The sequence below is a fragment of the Staphylococcus capitis subsp. capitis genome, assembly GCF_040739495.1.
GTDB lineage: Bacteria > Bacillota > Bacilli > Staphylococcales > Staphylococcaceae > Staphylococcus > Staphylococcus capitis.
Map to the genome: position 1 here is coordinate 2,143,341 of NZ_CP145263.1, position 25,128 is coordinate 2,168,468.

Annotated in this window: 26 protein-coding genes and 3 pseudogenes; 12 read left to right on the plus strand and 17 right to left on the minus strand. The window is 31.6% G+C overall.

Going from position 1 to position 25,128, the window contains the following annotated elements; genetic code table 11:
* Positions 1-54 precede the first annotated feature (54 nt).
* Positions 55-987, plus strand: a complete 933-nt coding sequence (gene hdcA, locus V6C74_RS10675; protein ID WP_002452606.1) for a histidine decarboxylase, pyruvoyl type — start codon at positions 55-57, stop codon at positions 985-987.
* A 16-nt stretch (positions 988-1,003) separates the two neighbouring features.
* Positions 1,004-2,491, plus strand: a complete 1,488-nt coding sequence (locus tag V6C74_RS10680) for a basic amino acid/polyamine antiporter (RefSeq protein WP_002452607.1) — start codon at positions 1,004-1,006, stop codon at positions 2,489-2,491.
* Positions 2,492-2,636: 145 nt separating this feature from the next.
* On the opposite strand, the pseudogene V6C74_RS10685 reads toward V6C74_RS10680, so the two are convergent.
* Positions 2,637-2,980: pseudogene (locus V6C74_RS10685) on the minus strand (DUF4260 domain-containing protein).
* A gap of 225 nt (positions 2,981-3,205) precedes the next feature.
* On the opposite strand from V6C74_RS10685, the gene V6C74_RS10690 reads away from it, so the two are divergent.
* The gene (locus V6C74_RS10690; RefSeq protein WP_016898871.1) at positions 3,206-4,513 is read left to right on the plus strand and encodes a TrkH family potassium uptake protein; all 1,308 of its coding nucleotides are present in this window, start codon (positions 3,206-3,208) and stop codon (positions 4,511-4,513) included.
* A gap of 174 nt (positions 4,514-4,687) precedes the next feature.
* Here the strand turns inward: V6C74_RS10690 and V6C74_RS10695 are convergent.
* A protein-coding gene (locus V6C74_RS10695; protein ID WP_229717000.1) for an IS6 family transposase occupies positions 4,688-5,363 on the minus strand; the annotation gives its coding sequence in 2 pieces (ribosomal slippage) (positions 4,688-4,891 and positions 4,893-5,363; 675 coding nt in all).
* A gap of 57 nt (positions 5,364-5,420) precedes the next feature.
* Between V6C74_RS10695 and V6C74_RS10700 the strand changes: the two are divergent.
* From V6C74_RS10700 to V6C74_RS10730, 7 genes and pseudogenes are all read left to right on the plus strand, one after another.
* Positions 5,421-6,146, plus strand: a pseudogene (locus tag V6C74_RS10700) (replication initiation factor domain-containing protein); the annotation flags it as partial.
* A 27-nt stretch (positions 6,147-6,173) separates the two neighbouring features.
* Positions 6,174-6,758, plus strand: a complete 585-nt coding sequence (gene lepB / locus V6C74_RS10705) for a signal peptidase I (RefSeq protein WP_016898876.1) — start codon at positions 6,174-6,176, stop codon at positions 6,756-6,758.
* A 299-nt stretch (positions 6,759-7,057) separates the two neighbouring features.
* Positions 7,058-7,447 carry a plasmid mobilization relaxosome protein MobC gene (gene mobC / locus V6C74_RS10710; protein ID WP_016898877.1) on the plus strand — a complete coding sequence of 130 codons (390 nt, stop codon included), beginning with the start codon at positions 7,058-7,060 and terminating at the stop codon, positions 7,445-7,447.
* Positions 7,423-7,620, plus strand: a complete 198-nt coding sequence (locus tag V6C74_RS10715) for a hypothetical protein (protein ID WP_002485398.1) — start codon at positions 7,423-7,425, stop codon at positions 7,618-7,620. The genes mobC and V6C74_RS10715 overlap by 25 nt, the downstream gene beginning before the upstream one ends.
* Positions 7,607-8,449 carry a relaxase/mobilization nuclease domain-containing protein gene (locus V6C74_RS10720; RefSeq protein ID WP_016898878.1) on the plus strand — a complete coding sequence of 281 codons (843 nt, stop codon included), beginning with the start codon at positions 7,607-7,609 and terminating at the stop codon, positions 8,447-8,449. The genes V6C74_RS10715 and V6C74_RS10720 overlap by 14 nt, the downstream gene beginning before the upstream one ends.
* Positions 8,436-8,912 (plus strand): DUF334 domain-containing protein, encoded by a 477-nt coding sequence (locus tag V6C74_RS10725; protein ID WP_064262646.1) that lies wholly within the window; start codon positions 8,436-8,438, stop codon positions 8,910-8,912. Before V6C74_RS10720 ends, V6C74_RS10725 begins: the two co-directional genes overlap by 14 nt.
* 443 nt (positions 8,913-9,355) lie before the next feature.
* Positions 9,356-9,529, plus strand: a pseudogene (locus V6C74_RS10730) (replication initiation protein); the annotation flags it as partial.
* Between the two features lie 58 nt (positions 9,530-9,587).
* Here the strand turns inward: V6C74_RS10730 and V6C74_RS10735 are convergent.
* Positions 9,588-10,262, minus strand: coding sequence for an IS6 family transposase (locus V6C74_RS10735; RefSeq protein ID WP_143978107.1), 675 nt, complete (start codon positions 10,260-10,262; stop codon positions 9,588-9,590).
* A gap of 564 nt (positions 10,263-10,826) precedes the next feature.
* Between V6C74_RS10735 and sarA the strand changes: the two genes are divergently transcribed.
* Positions 10,827-11,201, plus strand: coding sequence for a global transcriptional regulator SarA (gene sarA, locus V6C74_RS10740; protein WP_002433479.1), 375 nt, complete (start codon positions 10,827-10,829; stop codon positions 11,199-11,201).
* 210 nt (positions 11,202-11,411) lie between these two features.
* Here the strand turns inward: sarA and V6C74_RS10745 are convergent, their stop codons facing one another.
* The 14 genes from V6C74_RS10745 to V6C74_RS10810 all read right to left on the minus strand — a co-directional run bounded on the left by V6C74_RS10745 (position 11,412) and on the right by V6C74_RS10810 (position 23,628).
* Positions 11,412-12,206 (minus strand): alpha/beta hydrolase, encoded by a 795-nt coding sequence (locus V6C74_RS10745; RefSeq protein ID WP_016898708.1) that lies wholly within the window; start codon positions 12,204-12,206, stop codon positions 11,412-11,414.
* 251 nt (positions 12,207-12,457) lie between these two features.
* Positions 12,458-13,174 (minus strand): hypothetical protein, encoded by a 717-nt coding sequence (locus tag V6C74_RS10750; protein ID WP_016898709.1) that lies wholly within the window; start codon positions 13,172-13,174, stop codon positions 12,458-12,460.
* Between the two features lie 284 nt (positions 13,175-13,458).
* Positions 13,459-13,968 carry a hypothetical protein gene (locus V6C74_RS10755; protein WP_016898710.1) on the minus strand — a complete coding sequence of 170 codons (510 nt, stop codon included), beginning with the start codon at positions 13,966-13,968 and terminating at the stop codon, positions 13,459-13,461.
* Positions 13,969-14,172: 204 nt separating this feature from the next.
* Positions 14,173-14,979, minus strand: coding sequence for an alpha/beta hydrolase (locus tag V6C74_RS10760; protein WP_002452547.1), 807 nt, complete (start codon positions 14,977-14,979; stop codon positions 14,173-14,175).
* Entirely contained in the window at positions 14,957-15,685 is a 729-nt protein-coding gene (locus V6C74_RS10765; RefSeq protein ID WP_016898711.1) for an HAD family hydrolase, read from the minus strand. Before V6C74_RS10765 ends, V6C74_RS10760 begins: the two co-directional genes overlap by 23 nt.
* Positions 15,686-15,738: 53 nt before the next feature.
* Complete coding sequence (locus tag V6C74_RS10770) at positions 15,739-16,689, minus strand: iron ABC transporter permease (RefSeq protein WP_029625764.1); 951 nt, start codon at positions 16,687-16,689, stop codon at positions 15,739-15,741.
* Positions 16,690-16,781: 92 nt separating this feature from the next.
* Positions 16,782-17,678 carry an ABC transporter substrate-binding protein gene (locus V6C74_RS10775; RefSeq protein ID WP_016898713.1) on the minus strand — a complete coding sequence of 299 codons (897 nt, stop codon included), beginning with the start codon at positions 17,676-17,678 and terminating at the stop codon, positions 16,782-16,784.
* Positions 17,679-17,866: 188 nt separating this feature from the next.
* Complete coding sequence (locus V6C74_RS10780) at positions 17,867-18,367, minus strand: DUF805 domain-containing protein (RefSeq protein ID WP_002452543.1); 501 nt, start codon at positions 18,365-18,367, stop codon at positions 17,867-17,869.
* 33 nt (positions 18,368-18,400) lie between these two features.
* The gene (locus V6C74_RS10785; protein WP_002452542.1) at positions 18,401-18,901 is read right to left on the minus strand and encodes a DUF805 domain-containing protein; all 501 of its coding nucleotides are present in this window, start codon (positions 18,899-18,901) and stop codon (positions 18,401-18,403) included.
* A 196-nt stretch (positions 18,902-19,097) separates the two neighbouring features.
* The gene (locus V6C74_RS10790; RefSeq protein WP_016898714.1) at positions 19,098-19,853 is read right to left on the minus strand and encodes a MerR family transcriptional regulator; all 756 of its coding nucleotides are present in this window, start codon (positions 19,851-19,853) and stop codon (positions 19,098-19,100) included.
* 54 nt (positions 19,854-19,907) lie between these two features.
* Positions 19,908-20,543: an endonuclease III domain-containing protein gene (locus tag V6C74_RS10795; protein ID WP_016898715.1), complete on the minus strand. Its 636-nt coding sequence runs from the start codon at positions 20,541-20,543 to the stop codon at positions 19,908-19,910.
* Between the two features lie 92 nt (positions 20,544-20,635).
* The gene (gene argS / locus V6C74_RS10800) at positions 20,636-22,297 is read right to left on the minus strand and encodes an arginine--tRNA ligase (RefSeq protein ID WP_016898716.1); all 1,662 of its coding nucleotides are present in this window, start codon (positions 22,295-22,297) and stop codon (positions 20,636-20,638) included.
* Complete coding sequence (locus tag V6C74_RS10805) at positions 22,294-22,710, minus strand: DUF1934 family protein (protein WP_029625765.1); 417 nt, start codon at positions 22,708-22,710, stop codon at positions 22,294-22,296. Before V6C74_RS10805 ends, argS begins: the two co-directional genes overlap by 4 nt.
* Positions 22,711-23,106: 396 nt before the next feature.
* The gene (locus tag V6C74_RS10810; RefSeq protein WP_002452538.1) at positions 23,107-23,628 is read right to left on the minus strand and encodes a VOC family protein; all 522 of its coding nucleotides are present in this window, start codon (positions 23,626-23,628) and stop codon (positions 23,107-23,109) included.
* Between the two features lie 217 nt (positions 23,629-23,845).
* On the opposite strand from V6C74_RS10810, the gene larA reads away from it, so the two are divergent.
* Entirely contained in the window at positions 23,846-25,114 is a 1,269-nt protein-coding gene (larA, locus tag V6C74_RS10815; protein WP_016898719.1) for a nickel-dependent lactate racemase, read from the plus strand.
* Positions 25,115-25,128: the final 14 nt, after the last annotated feature.

Genomic DNA, 25,128 nt, shown 5'->3' on the forward strand with positions numbered 1-25,128 from the left:
GTACTGAAGCCAATAGCGAAAATTTTTAAGTCTTATCTAAAAGAAGGGTTAGTTATGAAAAAAACGGATGAAATCTTAAGGGAAATTGGTATTAGTCGTGTAGCCTTAAACAAAGGAGCAAAGTATTCTAAAGGATTTATGGAAGATGGTAATATTGGCGAAGGTTATGTAGCCGGATTAAAAGTAGATGCAGGTACACGTAAAAAAACGGATGATAATGTACTAGATAATATTGTTTCTTACGATCGTGCTGAAGCTAAAAATGCATACATGGGACAAATTAACATGATAACTGCATCATCTTTCACTGGCTTGCAGGGTTCTACATTGGGATATGATATTTTAAGAAATCCGGAGGTAGATGAAGCTAGTTCATTGTTCTCTGTAAAACAATGGGATGGCAGTGAATTACCAATTTATGATTCAAAACCATTGCAAAATGCTCTTGTTGAATATTTCGGAACTGAACAAGAGAGACGACATCCTTTAACTCCAGGAGCAATGTCAATCTGTGCCAATAAAGGAGTTATAGCGTCAAGACCGAAAGAAAATAGAGAACTAAATGAAGATGAAGGTTATGGTGTTTGGTCAGCCATTGCTATTTCCTTTGCTGAGGATAATACAAAAGATTCAGATATGTTTGTTGAAGATGCTGGTATTTGGAAAGACCCTAGTGAAGATAAATTAGTGGAATACTTGAATGAAAAACGTCATGCTATAGCTAACTCAATAGCAGAATGTGGTGAAGATAACCATGTTCGTTACAAATCTTCATGGATTGGCTTTGCGTATACAATGATGGAGCCTGGTGAAATCGGTAACGCTATAACAGTGGGACCTTATTTCACATTTCCTATTACTGCAATTCCAAATGGTGATATTAATAAACCTGAGGAAAGTTTTTATAGTTTACAAGATATAGATCTATCTGAATGGTTAGATAAAATGGGTTATGAGTCACTTACTAAAAATGGAATTAAATATTAATTCGGAGTGAGGATTCATGTCACAACAAAAAGAAAATTCAAATCTTAATAATACAGAAAATCAGAAAAATGGCTCCAAAAAATTGGGATTATGGGCTTTGACTGCGGTAGTTTTATCAGCCATGGTTGGGGGAGGGATTTATGATCTTCCCCAAAATATGGCTGTTCATGCAGGAGTAATCGGACAAATATTTGCTTGGCTAATCACAGGATTTATTATGTGGTTCATAGTCAAAAGTTTTATGATATTAACTGATATATATCCAGAATATAAAACTGGTTTATATCAATATGTAGAAAAAGGGTTTGGTGGATATGCCGGTTTCTTTACGAGCTGGGGCTATTGGATTTGTGAGTGTTTTGCTAATGTAACCTATTCGGTTTTACTTATGTCTACATTAGACTTTTTTTTTCCTGGAAAATTTACTGGAGGAAACAATATAGGATCCATTATAGGTGGTAGTATTATCCTATGGTTGATGAGCTTGTTAATATTGAATGGAGTTAAAACAGCTTCTTCCGTTGAAATAGCTGGAACGGTAGGTATGTTGTTAACAACAGCAATATTTTTAGTAGTAATGGCTATTTCCTTTAATTGGGGTAGTTTTACTACAAATATGTTTGCAAATCATGCGGTACCTCATCTTAATGATAGAGACTTAGGTTCATTGCAACATCAAATATCATCAACAATGATGACTACACTTTGGGTATTCGGTGGTGTAGAAGGTGCGGTAGTTTTATCTGATAAAGCTAAGTCACAAGATGAAGTTAAAAAAGCAACGCACTTAGGGTTTGTTATCTGTTTAATCTTATATGCTTTGGCAACGTTGTTACCATTAGGTTTAAAAAGCTATGGTCAAATTGCAGCAATGCAAAGTCCATCTTCAGGAGTTTTATTAAGTATAGTTATTGGACCAGCTGGAAGAATTATTATAGCTGTTGGTGTTATTGTAGCTATATTAGCTTCATGGTTAACATGGACTCTAATGTTATCTGAAATGCCTTATGCTGCAGCAAAAGCAAAGCATTTTCCAAAACAATTTGCTAGAACTAATAAGAATGAAATACCTTATGTTTCATTGATTACGTCTTCAATTATTATGGAAATAATTATTATTTTAACCCATTTTTCTACTCAGGCTTTTAATACTATGTTAACTATTGTAGGAACAATGACAGTTCCTCCTTATTTATTATCAATTTTATTTTTAGTGAAAAGTTCTTATAAAAAAGAAAATTGGCCAGGACATCATCAATATAGTAGAAAATATGCACTTATTATTGGAATAATAGCTTTATGTGGCATTATGTACATGGGTATATCTGCTGGTATTAAATATACAGTGATATCATTTATAATATATGCATTAGGTATACCCTTTTATATCTATGCTAGACACCAATTTCAACCAAACGAAAAAGTTTTTACTAAAGTCGAAACAGGATTTGCTATTGCAATTGTTTTAATTGCAATTATTGGTGTCTTTATAGTAATTGTTTAAAGTGGATTTTTATCAATGTACCACTAGAGTAGAGCATCCTTTATATTAAAATGAGGATGCTCTTATTTTATTAAAACATTTTATCCTTCTACTTTGTTAATACCATTGATTTGTATAACTTGAAATATCTATTCAGAAACTACGATTACATCTTTTGTATTATCGTTTTATCAGTATCTGAAGAATATTTGAGTCTGAAACCTAAAGTTCTATCCATACTAATATGAGCTAACCATATTAAAGCAATCTGTAATAGTAACTTTCATCAATGTATAAATATAATAGCGCGATAATTATAGGTGTGATATACGTGTGTCCAATATTGTAGACATAACTCCCTGTTTTTCTATTAATCACATATCCTAACATAAATATATCTGGAACTAATAGTAAAAGTAAAAACAGCCATATAGAACATTCTAATTTAACATAAACGGCGATTGTGATTATGAATAAAAATGCATTTTCCAACTTAATTACACTACGCATATTCCCCCCCTACTTTACTTTGAAGTATTTTAATTTAATAGTTACTACTACAATTTTAATAATTATCTCTTATTAAGGATAAGCATCTTTTTAAATCTGATATAGTGGTTATACTCATTGTGAATAGTAAATATTTAAAAAGTTTAACAAGTTATTACATTTTAAAATTCACTTATGATATTATCATCTTTGTTATATAACTCATATAAAGAATGGTGGAAATTTATGAGCAAAGTAAATAAACCTTTATATTTCTATCTTATGTTATTTCTGTTGACAACTTTAATTGGTGCTTTTCTACTCTATTTGCCCTATACAGGGAAGAAACCCATTAACTTTATTGACGCATTGTTTGTAGCTTCTAGCGCATTCACAGTAACAGGTCTATCACCAGTTGATGTTGGAACACAATTTAATATTTTTGGAGAAATCATTATCTTATTACTTATACAAATTGGTGGATTAGGTATTGTCACTGTAGCAATGCTAACTCTCATCTTTTTAAATAAGAAAATATCAATTAACAATAGAATTTTATTTATGATTACTTGGAATATTGACGAACCCGGTGGTGTAATTAAACTTATTAAACATCTAGCCATATACAGCATCGCCACTGAATTATTTGGTACACTTTGTCTATGTTTATCGTTTATTCCAAAATTTGGCATAGGTAAAGGTCTATTTTTAAGTCTATTCACTTCAGTTTCCGCATTTAACAACGCAGGATTCGCCCTTTTTAAAAACAACTTAATCGATTTTTCAAATGATCCGGTAATCATTATCACTATTCCAATACTTATCATTTTGGGAGGTTTGGGACATTTAGTCGTGGTTGATTTGTGGAACGCCAAAAGTTTTAGAAAATTATCCTTACACTCTAAACTCGTGTTAACTACCACTGGATTATTAATTTTGATAGGCACGGTTTTCTTCTTTTTACTAGAAAATCAAAACTCTATGCTACACATGGGATTAATTGAAAAAATAGGAAATGCATTTTTCCAATCAGTGACAACAAGGACTGCAGGATTTAACACAATTGACGTTGGAAACATTAAAACACCGACAGCTTTATTACTTATGGCTCTCATGTTTATTGGAGGTGCACCATTGAGTGCTGCAGGTGGTATAAAGGTTACAACTTTTGTTATTGCAACAATCGCTATTTTTAATACGATACGCAAAGAAAAAAACAACTCTATATTTAATAGAGAAATATCAGAAAGATACATACAGTTGTCTTTCGTAACTATTCTCATTTCTATTGCATTTATCGGTATGGTTACGTTTATACTTACCATAATCAATTCCAATATACCTTTAATCAAAATACTCTTCGAAGTCGTATCAGCATTCAGTACAGTCGGTCTCACTATGGATTTAACTTCCGAATACTATAATTGGACTGAGTTTATTATTATCATCGTAATGTTATGTGGTAAAATTGGATTACTGAATATTAGTAGAGCGCTTGTTCCACCTAAAGACCCTAAAAATTATAAATATACCAAAGGACACATTCACTTATAATGAGTTCCAATTATTGTAGAGTTAATATTCAAGGGTTAAAAAATATGAGGATAATTTCTAAGTTATTTAAAGCGTAATTGAAATGATTTTAAGTTCTAAAATTTTAACTATAAAAGGGTTCTGTTGCAAAGTAAAAAATATAGCTAACCACTAATATATCATGTCAGTGTTCGCTTAACTTGCTAGCATGATGCTAATTTCGTGGCATGGGGAAAATCCGTAGATCTGAAGAGACCTGCGGTTCTTTTTATATAGAGCGTAAATACATTCAATACCTTTTAAAGTATTCTTTGCCGTATTGATACTTTGATATCTTGTCTTTCTTACTTTAATATGACGGTGATCTTGCTCAATGAGGTTATTCAGATATTTCGATGTACAAATGACAGTCAGGTTTAAGTTTAAAAGCTTTAATTACTTTAGCCATTGCTACCTTCGTTGAAGGTGCCTGATCTGTAACTACCTTTTGAGGTTTTCCAAATTTTTTAATGAGACGTTTGATAAACGCATATGCTGAATGATTATCTCGTTGCTTACGCAACCAAATATCTAATGTATGTCCCTCTGCATCAATAGCACGATATAAATAGCTCCATTTTCCTTTTATTTTGATGTACGTTTCATCAATACGCCATTTGTAATAAGCTTTTTTATGCTTCTTCTTCCAAATTTGATATAAAATTGGGGCATATTCTTGAACCCAACGGTAGACCGTTGAATAATGAACATTTACACCACGTTCCCTTAATATTTCAGATATATTACGATAACTCAATGCATATCTTAGATAGTAGCCAACGGCTACAGTGATAACATCCTTGTTAAATTGTTTATATCTGAAATAGTTCATACAGAAGACTCCTTTTTGTTAAAATTATACTATAAATTCAACTTTGCAACAGAACCACTTTGGGATATACTTCAAACTAAATTTAAAGCTAAGGCGCTACAAGAAAAAGTTTATATTGAATATGACAAAGTAAAAGCAGATACGTGGGATAGACGTAATATGCGTGTTGAATTTAATCCAAATAAACTTACGCATGAAGAAATGCTTTGGTTAAAACAAAATGTTATCGACTACATGGAAGATGACGGTTTTACAAGATTAGATTTAGCTTTTGATTTTGAAGATGATTTAAGTGATTATTATGCAATGACTGATAAATCAGTTAAGAAAACTATTTTTTATGGTCGTAATGGTAAACCAGAAACAAAATATTTTGGTGTTCGTGACAGTGATAGGTTTATTAGAATTTATAATAAAAAACAGGAACGTAGGGATAATGCAGATATTGAAGTTGTTTCAGAACATCTATGGCGTGTAGAAATTGAATTAAAAAGAGTTATGGTTGATTATTGGAACGATTGTTTTGATGATTTACATATATTACAACCAGATTGGAAAACTATCGAACGTACTTCTGATAGAGCAATGGTTTTTATGTTGTTGAATGACGAAGAAGAATGGGGAAAATTAGAAAGACGTACTAAGAATAAATATAAGCAATTAATTAAAGAAATATCTCCAGTTGATTTAACGGTATTAATGAAATCGACTTTAAAAGCGAACGAAAAACAATTGCAAAAGCAGATTGATTTTTGGCAGCGTGAATTTAGATTTTGGCGTTAGTTGAAATTTTAAAAAAGGAGTAATTTTATGAAAAAATCGATTTTTGAATGGGTTGTATCATTATTAATTGGAGTTGTTATAGCAATACTTTTAACTACATTTGTGGGTTCAAGATATACTGTTAAAGGAGATTCAATGTATCCTACTTTTAAAGATGGCGAAGAGCTAATTGTTAACAAGTTATCTGTTCCATTTCATAAGCTAGATAGAGGAGATGTGGTTATTTTTCATGCTACAAAAAAGAGAGATTATATTAAGAGATTGATAGGTAAGCCTGGCGACGAAGTTAAATATTATAAAGATAAATTGTACGTTAATGGTAAATATATAAAAGAACCTTATTTAAAAACTAATAAACAAACAAAAACTACAGAATTTCTTACTGAGAACTTTAATGTTTCGGATCTTAAAAATTCGAATGGTAAAAATAAAATTCCTAAAAATAAATACTTAGTTTTAGGTGATAACCGATTAATTAGTAATGATAGTAGAAGAGATGTAGGTTTGTTAGATAAAGATAAAGTAGTTGGAAAAGTCTTTGTTAGACTATTACCGCTAAGTGATTTTAAATTTGATTTTTATTCGAAATCATTTAATAAAGTAAATAAGTAGTTTTTGTATGATCAATCGTAAAATTTATGAATATATAGCAACCACATTTTTGGTTGCTTATGTTTTGATTTTGAATTTGGTTTTGAACTATGAGTGGCTAGCATTTTGCCACTCATTTTTTGCGTTAGCAAAAACATAAAGGGTCTGGGATTAATCCCAGCAAGCCGGTATATTCAGAACGAAGTGGCTAGAATATACGACGATTGCCAAACCACTAAATGACTTGATAAAATCTGGCTTACCCTGTAAGCTAGATTTATATTAAGTCATTACTTTCGAAGAAAGCGTGGTGGGATTGAATGAGCGAACAAAACACATTTGTGGCTAGCGACGAAACTGTTGGGCGAAACCGTAAACCCAACCGTAAGGCGCCGAAACAAATTAGTTTTCGTGTGAGCGAATTGGAATATTCAAAGTTACAACAATCCGCTGAAACTTTGAATATGACTGTGCCTGCTTTCGTTAAGAAAAAGGCACAAGGCGCCCGATTGGTCGCACCCAAATTGGATCAAGCAACGCGACAATCTGTAGCGAAAGATTTGAGTATGTTGGGCGCAAATGCCAATCAGATTGCGAAATATTGCAACCAACATCAACATGAAGCACCAAACTACGAAGCATTAGAACGTAATATCAGCGAATTACGTGAAAGGTTAGATGAAATATGGAAAACACTAAAGGAACAATGATTGTAAGTGCGGTATTATTAGTTGTTTGTTTAGCAATTGCCAGTTTTTTAATTTTCCATGAACAACAAATTTTTCCAAGTTTGATTTTTTTAGGATTAGCTTTTATTGATGGCACTAAATTTTATCTGTCTTATCAAAAATTGAAAGAACGTGATCATCATGGCGACAACTAAATTAGGTAATACAAAATCGGCAAGTCGAGCAATCAATTACGCAGAAAAGCGAGCAGAAGAAAAAAGTGGCTTAAATTGTGATATAGATTATGCAAAATCATCGTTTAAGCAAACACGAGCTTTATACGGCAAAGAGAATGGTGTTCAAGCACATACAGTGATTCAATCGTTCAAGCCTGGCGAGGTAACGCCAGAGCAATGTAATCAATTGGGTTTAGAATTGGCAGAAAAGATTGCACCTAATCATCAAGTAGCCGTCTATACGCACGCAGATACAAATCATGTACACAATCATATTGTGATTAATTCAATTGATTTAGAAACTGGGAAAAAATATCAAAGCAATAAAAAACAAAGAGAGTTCGTAAAACAAAAAAATGATGAAGTATGTAGAGAACATGGTTTGTCTATACCTGAACACAACGCAACAATGCGTTACACTCAAGCTGAAAAAGGGTTGATTGAAAAAGGGAAAACATCTTGGAAAGATGAAATCAGAGAAAAAATTGAAGAAGCGAAACTTCGCACAAGCGATTTAGAGAGTTTCTCAGAGCATTTAACTCATTTAGGTGTGGAAATAAAGGTCAGAGGTAAAAACGTCTCATATAAGCTCTCAGAGGGGGGTAAATGGGTGCGTGGCAAAACGTTAGGAGAAGATTATACAAAGGAGGCACTGGAGAATGAGTTTGCAGTCAAACATGAAAAACAAAGCGCTGAAAGAACAATTGGAACAGCACCAAAAGACGCAAGCAGAGATATTGGACACCATCGAAGAACTCAAGTTCGAACTCAAGTGGTATCGAGAGAAGACGACTTTGAACTTGAGTAAAGACGACAGAGCACTGCTACAAAGTATTAAAGCTGAACAATCAGAGAAAGTGACTGAAAAAGTTGAAGATGTCCTAACAAAGGCGGTCGATGAAAAGCTGAACGTTGAACTGATACAAAATCGAGTATATGACTCGATGCAAAAAAACGAAGAAAAGCTGTATCACACAGAACGGAGATTAGCGGAAGAACTACAAGAGAGTAAGAAGCAATCAACGTTATTCAAAACAGGCTTAATGGGTATTTTGTTTGCGATATTATTTATTGGTGTTGTCGCTACATTCATGGGTGGTTTATTCAATGTTTTAGGATTTGACCACATGTATAAAGGGCTAGAATATCAAATAAAGCACTCAGAGGGCTTTGTAGCGTTTTTATGGCATTTAGGATATATCATACCTTATTTAATGTTAGCAGGGCTTATATGGCTTCTATTTGCTTTGAATGACAAATTTAAATATTAGCACGCATTTATGCCGAGAAAATTTTTGGTTGGAATGAGCTATGTGTTAGCTAACTATGTTAGCGAGTTGGTTGGTGGTTTGTTGGGATTAATCCCAACGAAGTACCAACTCAACAACACATTATGCTCCGTTGGTTCCAACCAAAAAGCAATTGGAATAAAGCAACAAAAATTAAGAGCTATCATAATTTGACATAGGCTTATAAACACCAAAAAGCTTGGTCATAATAGACCAAGCCTTTTGATAGTGTTATATTAATAAACAAATAAAAAGAAGTCGCTCACCCACCGACCAAAGTTTGTGAACGACAAAACCAAAAGAAAAAACACTGAGTTGTTTTTTATATTTTGTATATCTAGATATTAAACGATATTGAGATATACATCAAGATATATATTTGGGATTTGGGTGGACGACTTCTTAAATTAAGGAGTCGATTTTTTATGAATAAAAAAGAACAAGAAATTCATTCAAAGCAAGGCACATCACAAGAAGTTACAAATTACACCTTAACCGGCTACTCTAATAGCCGGTTAAACCGACATACTATGTACACCCCCGAACCAAAATTAAGTTTTGATGCTATGACTATTGTTGGAAATCTTAATAAAAACAATGGTTCTGTTGCAAAGTAAAAAATATAGCTAACCACCAATATATCATGTCAGTGTTCGCTTAACTTGCTAGCATGATGCTAGTTTCGTGGCATGGGGAAAATCCGTAGATCTGAAGAGACCTGCGGTTCTTTTTATATAGAGCGTAAATACATTCAATAGCTTTTAAAGTATTCTTTGCCGTATTGATACTTTGATATCTTGTCTTTCTTACTTTAATATGACGGTGATCTTGCTCAATGAGGTTATTCAGATATTTCGATGTACAATGACCGTCAGGTTTAAGTTTAAAAGCTTTAATTACTTTAGCCATTGCTACCTTCGTTGAAGGTGCCTGATCTGTAACTACCTTTTGAGGTTTTCCAAATTTTTTAATGAGACGTTTGATAAACGCATATGCTGAATGATTATTTCGTTGCTTACGCAACCAAATATCTAATGTATGTCCCTCTGCATCAATAGCACGATATAAATAGCTCCATTTTCCTTTTATTTTGATGTACGTTTCATCAATACGCCATTTGTAATAAGCTTTTTTATGCTTCTTCTTCCAAATTTGATATAAAATTGGGGCATATTCTTGAACCCAACGGTAGACCGTTGAATAATGAACGTTTACACCACGTTCCCTTAATATTTCAGATATATTACGATAACTCAATGCATATCTTAGATAGTAGCCAACGGCTACAGTGATAACATCCTTGTTAAATTGTTTATATCTGAAATAGTTCATACAGAAGACTCCTTTTTGTTAAAATTATACTATAAATTCAACTTTGCAACAGAACCAAAAATCTTCTAAAAGTGGGTATATCACTATAACAAGTGGTTTAGCTCTTAATGAGAATGTAATCAAGCATCCTACTAATAAAATGGTAAGCGCTTTTAGTCATTAAAAGTTGAAAATAACATTTCAAAATGTTTACTTTTCAGCATTATTTTTATTAAATTTAGAAAAATTATAAATATTTGTAATATTTTTGAATAAGGCAAATGCTATTTTACTAATTCAATCATAATGTACAAACAATAATTAGTTTTATAAACACTTATTTGTTTACTTCTTATTTTTATTTAGTTATAATTAACTAAATAATATAGCATTAAATATATTTCTTGAAATTTTATTTAATACTAAATTATGGCAGACACTTCGTATTTTTTCAAAAAAATAGATACAAATTAATAAATTCGGGTAGAGTATTCATATAGATCTTAATTTAATAACATACAAAACTTGCTGAGTCATGTTATATGGGTCTTTAATGTTTACGCTATAAATAGGGAGGTTTCAATAATGGCTATTTCAAAAATTAATGACTGCTTTGAATTATTAGCTATGGTCACTTATGCTGACAGATTAAAAAGTATTATTAAGAAGGAATTCTCAATCAGTTTTGAAGAATTCGCTGTTTTAACTTATATTAGTCAAAATAAAGAGGAAGAATATTATCTTAAAGATATTATTAACCACTTAAATTATAAACAGCCTCAAGTGGTAAAAGCTGTTAAAAACTTATCTCAAGAGGATTACTTCAATAAAAAACGTAACGAACACGATGAAAGAACAGTTTTAATCTTAGTTAACTCTAAACAACGTAAAAAAATTGACGAGCTATTAAAACGAGTTAACAAACGTATCACTGAAGCGAACGACGATAACGAAGTTTAATATGAAATTTGACGAGAGTAAGATAGAAATCTGATTCTTAGGATTTCATAATCTTACTCTCTTTTTGTGGGGATATATAATTGAAAATACAATGTGTCTGACATAAATAATAAAAGGCGACCAAATATTATTTTGATCGCCTTTTTTGATATATATTTATGAAATGTAATACTAAATACTTATTTTAAATAATTTTAAATATAGTGAAAGTTATGCATTTTCCTCTAACTTAATAAAATCTAAGTAAATATCTAAAAACTTATCTGTTTCTTCTATATGTGGTGCATGTCCTGATTCATCAAAGATGTACTTTTTAATATTTTCAAAGTAACTATCAATACGAAAATGTGTTTTATCCATGATTAATAGATCATGTTTACCATTAACTAAAAGTGTTGGCACAGTTACTTTATGATGAACGTCCTTAATCATATCAACATGATTTAATAATGCCCTAACAGCAATTGCACTATCTTCAGGTGTCGGTCTACTATATAACTTCTGACGTTGATACCACTTCATCGTATTGTCTTGTTGTTTAAATAATTTAGGAAATAGAATAATCATTGCCTCTGCTTTATTAAAACCAGCAATTTCTTCTTGATTATCAACCATGAGTTTTGTGAATCCGTGAGTGATATCTTCCCTCTTCGCAGAGATTATTGTTAGTGAAATTGTTCTGTACTGATATGTTTCAGTGAACTCTCTTCCAATTATGCCCCCCATGTCATGTCCTAGAATATGTGCTGAACTCACATTTAATGCATCCATTAAATGACTTAAGTCCTCAACATGATCTTTTAAATCATAAGATTCTGATCGTGAGGATTTACCATGTCCTCTCACATCATAAGTTATCACTCTATGTGTTTGCTTGAGTTCATTTTTCAAATCCTGAAAGCCAGCTGAGTTACCGTCTAATCCATGAATTAAAATAATGGGGATGCCTTCTCCTTCATCACTATAAGCAAGTTCAATTTGATTGCAAGTTTGAATTTTATTCATACTGGCACCTCCCTTTAATAATTTGTTATACCCAATTCGAATCATCGTTACGCCTTTAATTCAATGAACGAAGAATTAAATTATGATTCAATTAAATTAATTATTTAAAACAGAATCACTTCTTATTCTTCAGTTTTTTAACGTGCATTCAACTTATTCTGACGAATTTTTAAGACATAAAAAAAGCCTTACATATAGTTAACTTAAACAACTATATATAAGACTTCTTCGAATTTAAGATTAAAGAAAATCTACGATCTCGTTCTCGCTGATAGTTTAATTGTATAAAAAATAATGAGTACCACTAATAATATCCAAATTGCTAACGAGAAAAATTGTGCAATTTTAGGATTTGTAATCATTGCATCTATTGTCTTCTGACAGAATAATAAACCAATTCCTGAAAATTCTAAGCGCTTAAAGAATATACCAATTAGACCCAAAATGATTCCAACAAAGAATACAAATTGATGTCCATAAATATTGATTGGTATAATCGCCCAATTAAAATGAAAACCTTGCATAATGACAAGAATTAAAGCGATGATAGCAATCACAATGCCTACCCACATCTCATATTTATTACTATATAGATAATTTTTCCTAGCTATCCTAGTATAGAGAATAATCGTGATAGGGAAAATCACAATACAATAAAATAAACTTATTCCAGTAATCGCTTGGAACTGTACATACTGTTTATCATATAAATAAGAAATAAGTATAAAATTAGTGATAAAAAAGATGACGGGATTGAGTTGTAAAACAAATAGATTACGTTGAATCGTTAATATAATTTGTGCTGGGGATTTACCTCTATATTCAATATAATCTTGATCTTTTTCTTCTGATTTTTTGATATCTGATCTGAATTTTTCTTTAATATCATCTATTAGCTTTGGTGACATGCCTTTATGGCTAAAATAATCATTAATGTTTTCGAGCAATACTTTATCATTAGTACGCATGCATGATTAACTCCTTCTACATACAATCTTGATGCTAATACGAATTAAGCAATAAATTAAACTATTAATTTTCAGTTTAAAATTTTACCATACTCTACGCAATATTTCTCAACCCCCATATTAAACTTTAACTATCTTTAAATCAATGGACATAGTAAAAGGAGCAAAAGTGAAACGTCAATTTTAAAAATTTCATTTCATCTTTCTGCTCCTTAATAATATCTACTATAGAGTGATTCATACTTAAAAATTAATTCTAAAGATTTTATACCGCTATTAGGTTATTATTTAGATAAATCAATACGATAAAGTTTTACATTTTTATCTTTAGGTGAGTTTGAACTGAATTGATAACTTGCTTTACCATTTTGGATGTAACCAAAGTTACCAGTTACTCTATTATAATGTACGCGACTAACCGCTTTGTTACCAAATTTATTTTTAACAGATTTATAAGATGGACCGTTAGCTTCATTGTAAGTCATAGAAACACGAGTTACATGACCTCTATCTTTTTTACCATCTGCTGTAACAATTAAGACACCTTTATGTGTTCTAAACTCATAGTAGTGTTCAGTTCCTTGTTGATTATATGAATAAATTGGATGTTGATATTTATTTAAAACGTTTTTAATTGAATCGCCGATTTTAACATTTTCTAATGATTGATCACCTTGAGTAATTTGTTGAACTGTTTGCATTGTGTTACCAGATGCTGCTTCAGCATGATGACCAGCGCTTACTCCTGTTAAAACTAATCCTGAAAGAAGCAATGATGTCATTAGCTTTTTCATAAGCACTCTCTCCTTTATTTCAATATCTCTATTTTGTGCTTAACTTGATTATACTACATATATTACTAAAACAACAATAATATTACAAAAGTATTACAAATAAATATTTTTGTGATTGCTTTATTTCAATAAAAAGAAAAAATTGAACTAATGTTAGTTATATTTACCAACTTTAAGTTCAATTTAATCGTATTAATGTGATTTTTATTCTTTTTTATGGGAAAAATGCTCTTTAATAAATGGAGTAATTTCATTAATGAACTGTTCTTGTTCTTCAACAAAAGGATATAAACTTGATTGAGCGTAGACATTGAACTGACTATGATCAATTAAATCAGCGACTTCTTTCGCTTCTAAAGTTGTTGTTCTTTCCCCATATTCTCCAGCTATAATTAATGTAGGAGCATGGACTTGTTTAAATACCTCTGAGATTTCTACAGTTTTAAATACATCTTCAACAGCTTGCGTTTCTTCTTTCGTAGATACTGAATTTGTATCTTCAACATGCTTTAAGAATTTATTCATTTTACGCGGTTTATAATATTTACGTTTATTTAAAAACTTGTCTTGCTTTTCATCATCCCAGTTTCTAATCGTGTGTGCATACTTTCTGAATAATCGTTCTTCGGGTAGCTCTCCTTCAATAGATGTCGGATTAACTAATATTATTGAAGATACATAGTCTTCATATCTCACAGAGATATCTGAAGCTACTATTGCTCCCATTTCGTGACCAACAAACGCTGCATGGTCAATATAAATATAATCTAAGAGTGCTATCACATCATCAGCAAATTCATGAAACTCAATATTTCTTGGCTTATCAGAATAACCATGACCTCTTAAATCAATAAGCACAACTTGAAAAGATTTCGCTAACGCCTTAGCCACATCATTAAATACTGAATAATTATCATAAGCTGTATGAATCAGTACAACAGGAAAGCCTTCACCCATTGTATTATAATGAATTGTCGTTCCATCTTTACTAGTAAATAAATCCATTGCCATTGCGTTCTTCTCCTTCTGGTACAAAATTTTCAGGTAGAATAGTTAACAATTCTTCTATCGTAGTAATTGTAAAATCTACTTCTTCTTCAAGTGGTTCTAATTCCGCATCCTCTTGTTTATACCATACACTTACCATACCCATTGCTCGAGCGGGCGCAACATCGTTAAGTGCGTCGTCTCCAACATACATAATTTCACTGGGTTCTACATCGAGTTGTTCTATCATATCCTCAAATATTTTTGGATGAGGTTTGCGATATCCAACAGTTTCTGAGGTCGTTAGGTAATTAATAACATGCATAATACCTAGAGAATGTAATCTAAATTGTTTAATTTTGGATTTCCCGTTAGCGATAACGCCAATCTTATAATCATGGCTCGATAACTTTTCCAAGGTATATAACGTATCATAATAAGGAAAGACATAACGGTAAAAGTGCATCTCAAAGTCATGAAACAAATCTTTCCAAGTTAATCGATCAATATGAAATTGTTTAATAATTTGTTTATACAATTCAGGTTTATCATTATCTTCATCATCATCAAGCTCGATAAATTTATTCTTAAAATCGGCTAATTGAACATGAACGAAATAATCATGAAAACGTTCAAATTGCTCTTCAATAAATTTCTCACGTGATTTAACTCTATCTAACAAAGTTCCTTCTAAATCAAAGACTATTGCTCTAATATGACTCAAATCCATTTTAAGTTACCTCTTAACTTTTTAATAGTTTCTATTTTAGCAAATGAATTCACTTATCGTAATACCTTAGTTTGTGTAAAAAGAATATAAAATAAAACTGGAACGCCTAATAATGCCATAATAATACTTGCAGGGATTTGAACTGGTTGTATCATCGTTCCGCCTATAAAATCTGCCACGACCATAACTGTGCTACCGACAATAAGATTAAGTACCATCTGCGTTCCTAGCTCATATTGCCAATAAAAACGTCTTAGTAATTGCGGTACGATCATACCTATAAATCCTATAATCCCTACATATGCAACTACTACTGCAGTTATCATAGATGACACTGCCAACACAATGAACATAACATTTTGAACATTAAGACCTAAAGATTGGCTTTTTAACTCACCGACTTGCAGTAGTTTAATGCCATTTTTCATTGAAAATAAAATGACCATAGCAACTATCATTGTTAAAGCAATGATAATGACATCGTGGTACTCTGCCGAAGCAAAACCTCCGAACAAGTAATTAGCTATTGAATTCATTTTCCGTGGATTAATTAAAACTAACATATACAGAAGTGCATTGAATAAGGCACCAATCATTAAACCTAATATGATGAGCACACGTATAGGATAACCACGTGACAATATCACTGTTAGGCCAAGTACGAGTACAAGTGTAATCAAACTGAATGCTATAGAGAAAAAAGGCACCCATAGAAAACTTAACCCGAGAAATAGTGCAAGTCCGGAGCCTAAAGAAGCACCACTTGCTAAGCCTAGTGTAAAACTATCAGCTAATGGATTATTCAAAATGGTTTGAAACATATGCCCAGCTATAGTGAGTGTCGCACCAGTAAGCATAGCTTCAAGAACTCTAGGAAGTCTTATCTTTAATAAAATAGTTTGATTAAATGCATCATTAAGGCTTCCTAAGTCCCACCATAAACTGACTAAAACACTAATTAATAGAATGATTAACCATATGACTATACTTCGAATTCTTTTCATCATAATCTCTTTTCTCATTTTTCTTTATACTTATAGTATCAAAATCATATTAAAAAAGTCAGTGTCTGAAAGGCCACTGACTTTTTGAGCTATTATTTTTTATAAATTACATCCCTTAATTCTTTTAGGCCTTCATCAATTCGAGGACCTGGTCGAGAAATCTCGTCTCCATTAACTGATTCAATTCGTGTATTTTTAACAGCATTAATTTTATCGAAGCCACCACGTTTTTTAATCATTTTAATATAATCAGATTTTGATTTACCTTCAGTAGAAATTAATATATCTGGATTATGCTTAATGATGCTCTCTTTACTGACTGATTTCCAACCATTTATATCTGAGAAGTTATTCTTCGCGTCTAGTTGATTTAACATATCATCGAAGAATGTGCCTTTACCTGCTGTATAAATATCTGGTTTAGATGAAACTTCCATAAATATACTTTGCTTTTTATGATGTTTAGGAACAGAATTAACTACTTTATCAACGTTCTTTTTCGTTTCATCTACTAAATCTTGAGCTTGATGCTCACGTCCTGTAATTTTACCGATAGTTTTGAAGGTGTCATATGTTTCATTAATTGATTGGGCGTCTTTAACATAAACAACTTTAACCCCATCTTTTTTAAGTGAGTTTAATACTTTTCCTGAAGAACTTTTTTGGGACTCATGTGCTAAAATCAGATCTGGTTTAGCTTTGAGTAATTTTTCTTTATTCAAGTTCATCGCATCAAATTGTTTTTTACCTTTTTTAACATCTTTAGGGTAATCATCAACCGTTGATACACCAACAATGTTATTCCCTAAACCAAGTCGATATAATATTTCAGTATTACTTGGCATTAGAGAAACAATTCTATGGTATTTTACTTTATTATTCCCTTTTTTCGATGTTGAATTGCTATCTGATGATTGATTTGAGCCTTGACTACATGCTGCTAATGATAAAGCAAGCACGAGAATAACCATCCATAGTTTATTTCTCATTTAATGAGCATTCCCTTCTTATTCAGTAATATACATTCTTCGCTTCGTTATAATCATATCAAAATCGACAAAAATTTCATTAGAATTTTGAAATTTTAAATGATTATTTTTATTTGAATAATGTTTTAATTAAACATTTTCAAAAAAATAGTATCTTAGCCTTTTTGACGAAGATACTCAATTTCATATTATTCATAAATAGGTTTAGGATTCGGTCCATATTTATTGGAACCATCTTCACTATCAGCTACACAATATGCTAAAGCTACAAGTGCAGCGATGATGGAGATGATATAGTAAGTGATGAATAAACCACTTAAAATCATCACAAATACGTGATTATGATCTAGATGTGTATGGTTTATAACAAGTTCTATCACATTTTTTAAATAAGGTAGTAAGGTCAAAATTAAATAAAACACTGGGAATTTCTTAGTCATTCCGATATCATGAAATCTTCTTACAGATAATGAAAATGTTCCAATACATAGAATGAGTGAAATGACTTGATAAATAATTGATGAAATAATATGACCGTGAACCATAGAATTTTCTAAAAATTTTGTGCCATTTAAGACTATAACTTCAATAATAGCATTGATGAAAAAGGGCCACCAAAAATCACGTCTTCTAGAGCGACCTTCTAGTTTAAAATAATTTTGCCAAAATAGCTTATACGCTTTAATCATAATTAACCTCCATTAATTAAGACTTTTAACTAATTATTGTTCTTTTGGATTCGGGCCGTATTTGTTTGTACCTTTTTGGCTATCTTTGACGCAATACACCAGGCTCATAATACTAATTACTATTACTATTAAAGTAAACAGTATCGCGATAATACCTAATATAATATTTAAAACTTGATTATGTATTTCAAAAGATGAGTTTGCAGTACCATTGTCATACATTAACTCAACATAGCATCCATATAAACTAATAACAAAGAAAATACATGGTATGATCATTGTTTTACCTATGTCATGGAAGCGTCTAATTGAAACTGTAAACGTACCAATAAGGATAACTACATTGATGATAGTTGCGACTATATTATAAACAACATCACTATATGGAATTATGCGTGTAACCCCAAAAATCATAAGGCCTAGAATACTCGAAAGTATTATGTTAATTAACATCGGCCACCAAAAATCGCGTCTTCTACTGCGACCTTTTAGTTTAAAGAAATTCAGCCAGAATAACTTATAGGCCTCAATCATCGTATCACCTCTAAAATATTTATAATTTTAGTTACTACAAAAATCATTATATAATTAATTAATCAAAATTAAAAATCTATATAAATTATAATATCTCCTATTCTATAGTTTTTAACCATAAAAAACGCCCTACTTTCTAAAAGGGCGTTTATCGTTACTCATTAATAATTAAGATTAATATTTTTGAAAGAAACAATTAGTACGTTATATATACATTTATGGCATTTGCAATATATCGATTTAATCCTTCATTACGGTTTTTATTAATATTTTTAGCAAATCGTTCATCATCAACATATGTTGTTGCAATATAGGACATAAATTGTTTATCGCAGTTAGGAACTTGTAGATTCAATATGTCTTCTAGTTTTTTTATTCTAGTGCTTGCCTCCTTAATCGAGACATCTTTAGAAAATAAATCACTCATCTCATCGAAAAATGTATTTAATTCAACATTAATCTTTTTATAGTTCTCTTTTTTCTCAGAATCATTCATATCTTGTTGTTGTTCCTCATAAGATTGATAGTACTTAGTATCACCATACTTCAAAGCCGCTTCATTTTCATATTGTTGATATAAATCAAATTCTTTCATATTCGTCACCTCAATTTCTTCATTGCTCTCTTGTTTAAAATGGTAGTCAAGATGTTCAATGATTACATTCAACTTATCTCTTTTCTTAATTACATCATCGTAATTCTTACGCAACACTTCGTTTTTAGTATTTATATCACTTTTAAAATAATCATTAATTTCTTTTAATGTTAAATCAAGCTCCCTTAAAAATAAGATATATTGCAGTTTAGAAATATCTTCTACACTATAAAGACGATAACCATTGTCTTCAATATGATGAGGGATTAATAATTCTATATCGTGATAATAATGAAGTGTACGTAAACTCACTCCTGTGATGTCACAAAGATCTTTAGGACTAAAATACGCTTTCATATCTTCACCTCCTAAGCTGAAGTATGAGGTATGACGTTACGTAAAGGTCAATGTTTAATTTTCAAAAAATGAATCTAAAAATGTATAACGATGTTCTCCTTTACCGTTAAAATAATTTTTACCAAAATTATCGAGCAAAGCATGGAATTCATTCGCATCTTGGTTAGTGAAATTAGAAGGTAATTGAATGGTCTTCTTAAACTTATCGTAGGTTTCAGTCTGAGTATAGCCTAACTTAGCATATATACGGCGAGTATAACTGTCTGGAATAAATTCTATCCCTTTAAAAATATATACAATTAAAACATCTGCCGTTTCACTTCCAATACCACGAATATTTAATAATTCCTTTCTTAAATTCTCACCATAGTATTGTGCGATATCTTTGTAATTAAAGTCATGTTGATTTAACCAATTCATTAAAGCGTGAATCGCTTTACCTTTATTTTTATAGAAACCGCTCGAACGAATCGTTTGTTGCAAATCATCGAGTGACATATTTAATATCTTTTTACCATTGAATTGCGTCTCTTCTTTGAGACGTGTTAATGCCATATCTGCATTTTTCCAATTAGTATTTTGAACAAGTATAGCCCCTAGCATCATCTCAATAGGACTTTGAGCTGGCCACCAATGTTGTGCACCCATATTTTTATATAGAATTCGATACAGTTCCATTGTAGATAGCATGTTTACACTCCAATTCTTTATAAAATTAATACCCTCACAAATATAGATTTATGAGGGCATAAGACTGTTTATTTAATTAAATATTTTTATAATTACATAGACTCAGGTGCTGTAACGCCAACAAGTGTTAAAGCATTGTGTAATGTAATTCTTACTGCTTCAATCATAGCTACTAATGCTTTAGTCTTTTCAATATCATCAGTTAAAACTTTCTCGGCGTTATAGAATTTATGGAAAGCTGCAGCTAAATCTTGAATATAATTTGTTAAACGATGAGGCGCACGATGTTCTGCTGCGCTCTCAATTGTTGTTTCGAATTCAGCAACTTTCTTTAATAAGTCTATTGCTTTTTCATTAGTAATTGTATCGAAATTAGCATTTGTTGTGATATCAACACCTTGCTCTTTCGCTTGTCTTAGTATTGAACAAATACGTGCGTGAGCATACTGAGCATAATAAATTGGGTTATCTTGTGATTGCTCCTTGGCAAGTTCAAGATCAAAATCAAAATGAGAGTCAGGACTACGCATTGTTAAGAAGTAACGCGCTGCATCAATGCCTACTTCATCCATAATTTCACGTAAAGTAATCGCATTGCCTGTACGTTTACTCATTTTCACTTCTTCACCATTTTGCATTAAACGCACCATTTGCATAATTTGAATTTCAAGACGATCACTATCTACACCAAATGTTTCAAGACTTGCTTTAAGACGATTTATATAACCGTGATGGTCAGCACCCATTAAATCAATTAAGATATCATTTCCACGATTAATTTTGTTGTAATGGTATGCTGTATCAGGTGTAAAGTAAGTGTAGTTACCATCCTTTTTAATTAATACACGGTCTTTATCATCTTTAAAATCACTTGTACGTAACCATGTTGCACCATCAGCTTCATATGTGTAACCTAATTCTTTCATTTTAGCTAATGTGTTATCGATTGCACCATTTTCATATAAAGACGTTTCACTGAACCAGTTATCAAAATGTACATTAAAATCAGCTAAGTCTCTCTTTAACTTATCCATTTCATAATCTACACCTAATTGTCTAAATGTTTTTAGGCGTTCTTCATCTGAATAATCCTTGATTTCTGGATGCTTATTAGCCAAATCTTTACCAATTTCAATAATGTCTTTACCATTATATCCATCTTCTGGCATTTCATGGCTTGTATCACCTAGAGCTTCAAAATAACGTGTCTCTATTGAACGAGCTAAATTAGTAATTTGATTCCCTGCATCGTTAATATAGTATTCACGAGTGACATTGTACCCTGCGGCGATTAGAATATTGGCTAATGAATCACCTACAGCAGCATTTCTAGCATGACCAATGTGTAAATCACCAGTTGGATTTGCAGACACATATTCTAATAAAATGTTTGTATTTTTAGATTGATCTGAATAGCCAAATTGATCGCCTTTATTAATCGCTTCTGGAATAATTTGAGTAAGATATTGATTATCTAAGTAAAAGTTAATAAAACCTGGGCCTGCAATATCAATTTCTTTAACGTGTGCTTTACTTGTATCAAGATTATCTACAATCGCTTGTGCTATTTCACGTGGATTACGTTTAGCAATTTTAGTTAATACCATCGCAATATTAGATGAGTAATCACCATTTTTAGTATCTTTAGGTATTTCAATTTTTATTTCGGGAATATCTTCAGCTAATCCCGCTTTTTTGATACTAGCTTCAATTTCTTCAATTAATGTCTGTTTCACTTGATCGATAATATTCATTCGCTTATCTCCTTATAATTTAGTTCGTATTGATAAGAACCCATCTTTTCTTCATTTTGATATAGTTCATAGTGAATTTTCAATTTCCCACCATTTGGCGTTACAAAGTGTAAAATACTCAGTGTTTTCACTGTTAAAGGTATCCGTCCTGCGGGTATATCATATAAAGTTGTCGTTTCTTCCCCTTCAACGAAATGTAGATTCATATTGAAATCGCCTTTACGAATCAACTTAACTCCGCTATCTTCAATTTTTATTGTAACATTGACTTTTGCTTCTTCAATTTCTTCTGTATACCGGATAAATTCTGCTCGTCGTTTCTGCCTAGCACCTTTTGTAGTAAACTCAAATTTTTGTTTTTCATCATTCTGTTTCAAAACCTGTTTAGTTTGAATATTTATGTTTTTATCCAATTTACTACTCACCTTAATCTTTACAATAATACATGTCATTATAGCATAAAAACACTATGGCTTGTAGTACGCTCCTACTTTCTAAGTATCGACTTATATTGTCTAAAATTAAAAAATCGTCTCCATATCTTATCGATATGAACACGATTTTACATAGGTTATCATTAGAATTACTCGTTGAATTCAACATCAACGATATCCATGATATATTTATCTCGAATAGAACAATACTTTTTGAAATATACGATGCCGAATACAATTGCTGCAATGATGAATACATATTTTTTCATCTAACTACCTCATATTTCATAATTTTTGATGTACATCATCCTTTATTATATCATCTTCTTTTAAAATTGGTCACAACTATTGAATAAATATATAGTTTCTCATATTTTACTCACCAGGAATAAATACATTTGCTTCACTATCATTTGGATAATAATAACCATTCGGAATGGATTGTAACTCAATTAAAGCGTTAAACGGTGCCTTAACATAAACACTCTTACTTCCTTCAGAATCCTCGTAAGTTGAATTACCATGTGTTTCAGATAATGGTTCTGCACCAGCACGTTTAACATTTTCTAATACGTCCTCAATATGATCGACCATTAATGAAATATGATTAAAGCCTAAATCTTCTAGTTTGAGTGGTTCTTTTTGATTATTACTTTCTATTTCAAACATTTCTATATTAGCTCCCTCACCAATCACTATCATTCTTTGACGAACGATTTTTGCTCCTTTTGAAAGACCTAACATGCGTTCAACTTCTTCTCCTTCACGAGGTTGGTCATTATATGTAAGCGCATCATACGCTATTTTAGCGTCAAACGCCTCTTTTAAGAACGTTGTTGCCTCCTTAATATCTAATACTGTTAAACCAATATGATTAATTCCCTTAATATGATTCATTGAACTTCTCCCTTTCATTATTTTAATGATGTTTACCCTAAATTTTAGATTTAAATATTTCACATCACTAATTTTGAATAAAGCTATTTATTTTCATAAATTAAAATATTCTAAAAATTGTGCTACAATTTACATATAATAATTGCATTGCAACACTTTATTAAGAGTTTACATTTAATAGTAATTTATAATATTTAAATAAACGGAGGGAATGTTAGTGAAGACAGATGTGCTCTACGGCAAGTCTGAAATTAGTGTCAATGTACCTGATGATAGCACTATTATAGAACCTCAAAATATTGACGCTATTGAAGATTATAAAACAGCCATTAAAGACGTTTTAAGACATCCAACCAACTCAAAACCTCTTAAAGAAATGGTTAAAAGTGATGACATCGTATCTATAGTAATTAGTGATATCACTCGCCCAACACCAAACCATATTCTTGTACCTTTACTAATTGAGGAATTGAACCATGTGCCACGTGAAAATTTCGTAATTATTAATGGTACAGGAACACATCGTGACCAAACGCGCGATGAGCTTATTCAAATGTTAGGTGAAGATATTGTGGACACAGTTAAAATTGTCCATAACCACTGTACTGAAGCAGATAGTCTTATAAAAGTTGGGGAGAGTAAATATGGTTGTGATGCATATCTCAATAAAGACTATGTTGAGTCAGATTTTAAAATCGTCACTGGTTTCATTGAACCTCATTTCTTTGCAGGATTTTCAGGCGGTCCAAAAGGTATTATGCCAGGTATCGCTGGATTAGAAACTATTCAAACTTTTCATAATGCAAAGATGATTGGCGACCCTCGTTCTACATGGGGAAATTTAGAAGATAACCCTGTTCAGGATATGGCTAGAGAAGTGAACCGTATGTGTAAGCCAGACTTTATGTTAAATGTGGCTTTAAACAAAAGGAAGGAAATTACAGCTGCATTCGCTGGAGAAGTTTTTGAAGCACATAAAGAAGGATGTGCTTATGTTAAAGAACACGCGATGTTTAAATGCCATCAACGTTTTGATGTCGTCATCGCTTCTAATTCAGGTTATCCTTTAGATCAAAACTTGTATCAGACTGTTAAAGGTATGAGTGCTGCTAGTAAAATCGTCAAAGAAGACGGAAATATTATTATGGTCTCCGAATGTGCAGATGGCTTTCCAGATCATGGTAAATTTGCTGAAATCTTTAAAATGGCTGACACCCCTCAGGGAATTCTAGAGCTTATCCATAACCCTAATTTTAAAGAGATGGATCAATGGCAAGTTCAAAAACAAGCGAGCATTCAGACCTTTGCCAATGTTTATGTCTACTCAGAATTAACAGATCAACAATTGAAAGATTCAATGTTGAATCCAACTTCAAATATTGAACAAACGCTTCATGAGTTAGAAGAACAATATGGACGTAAATTATCAATTGGTGTCATGCCACAAGGACCACTAACCATTCCATATGTTGAAAATGAAGAATAATTTGGGAGGATGAT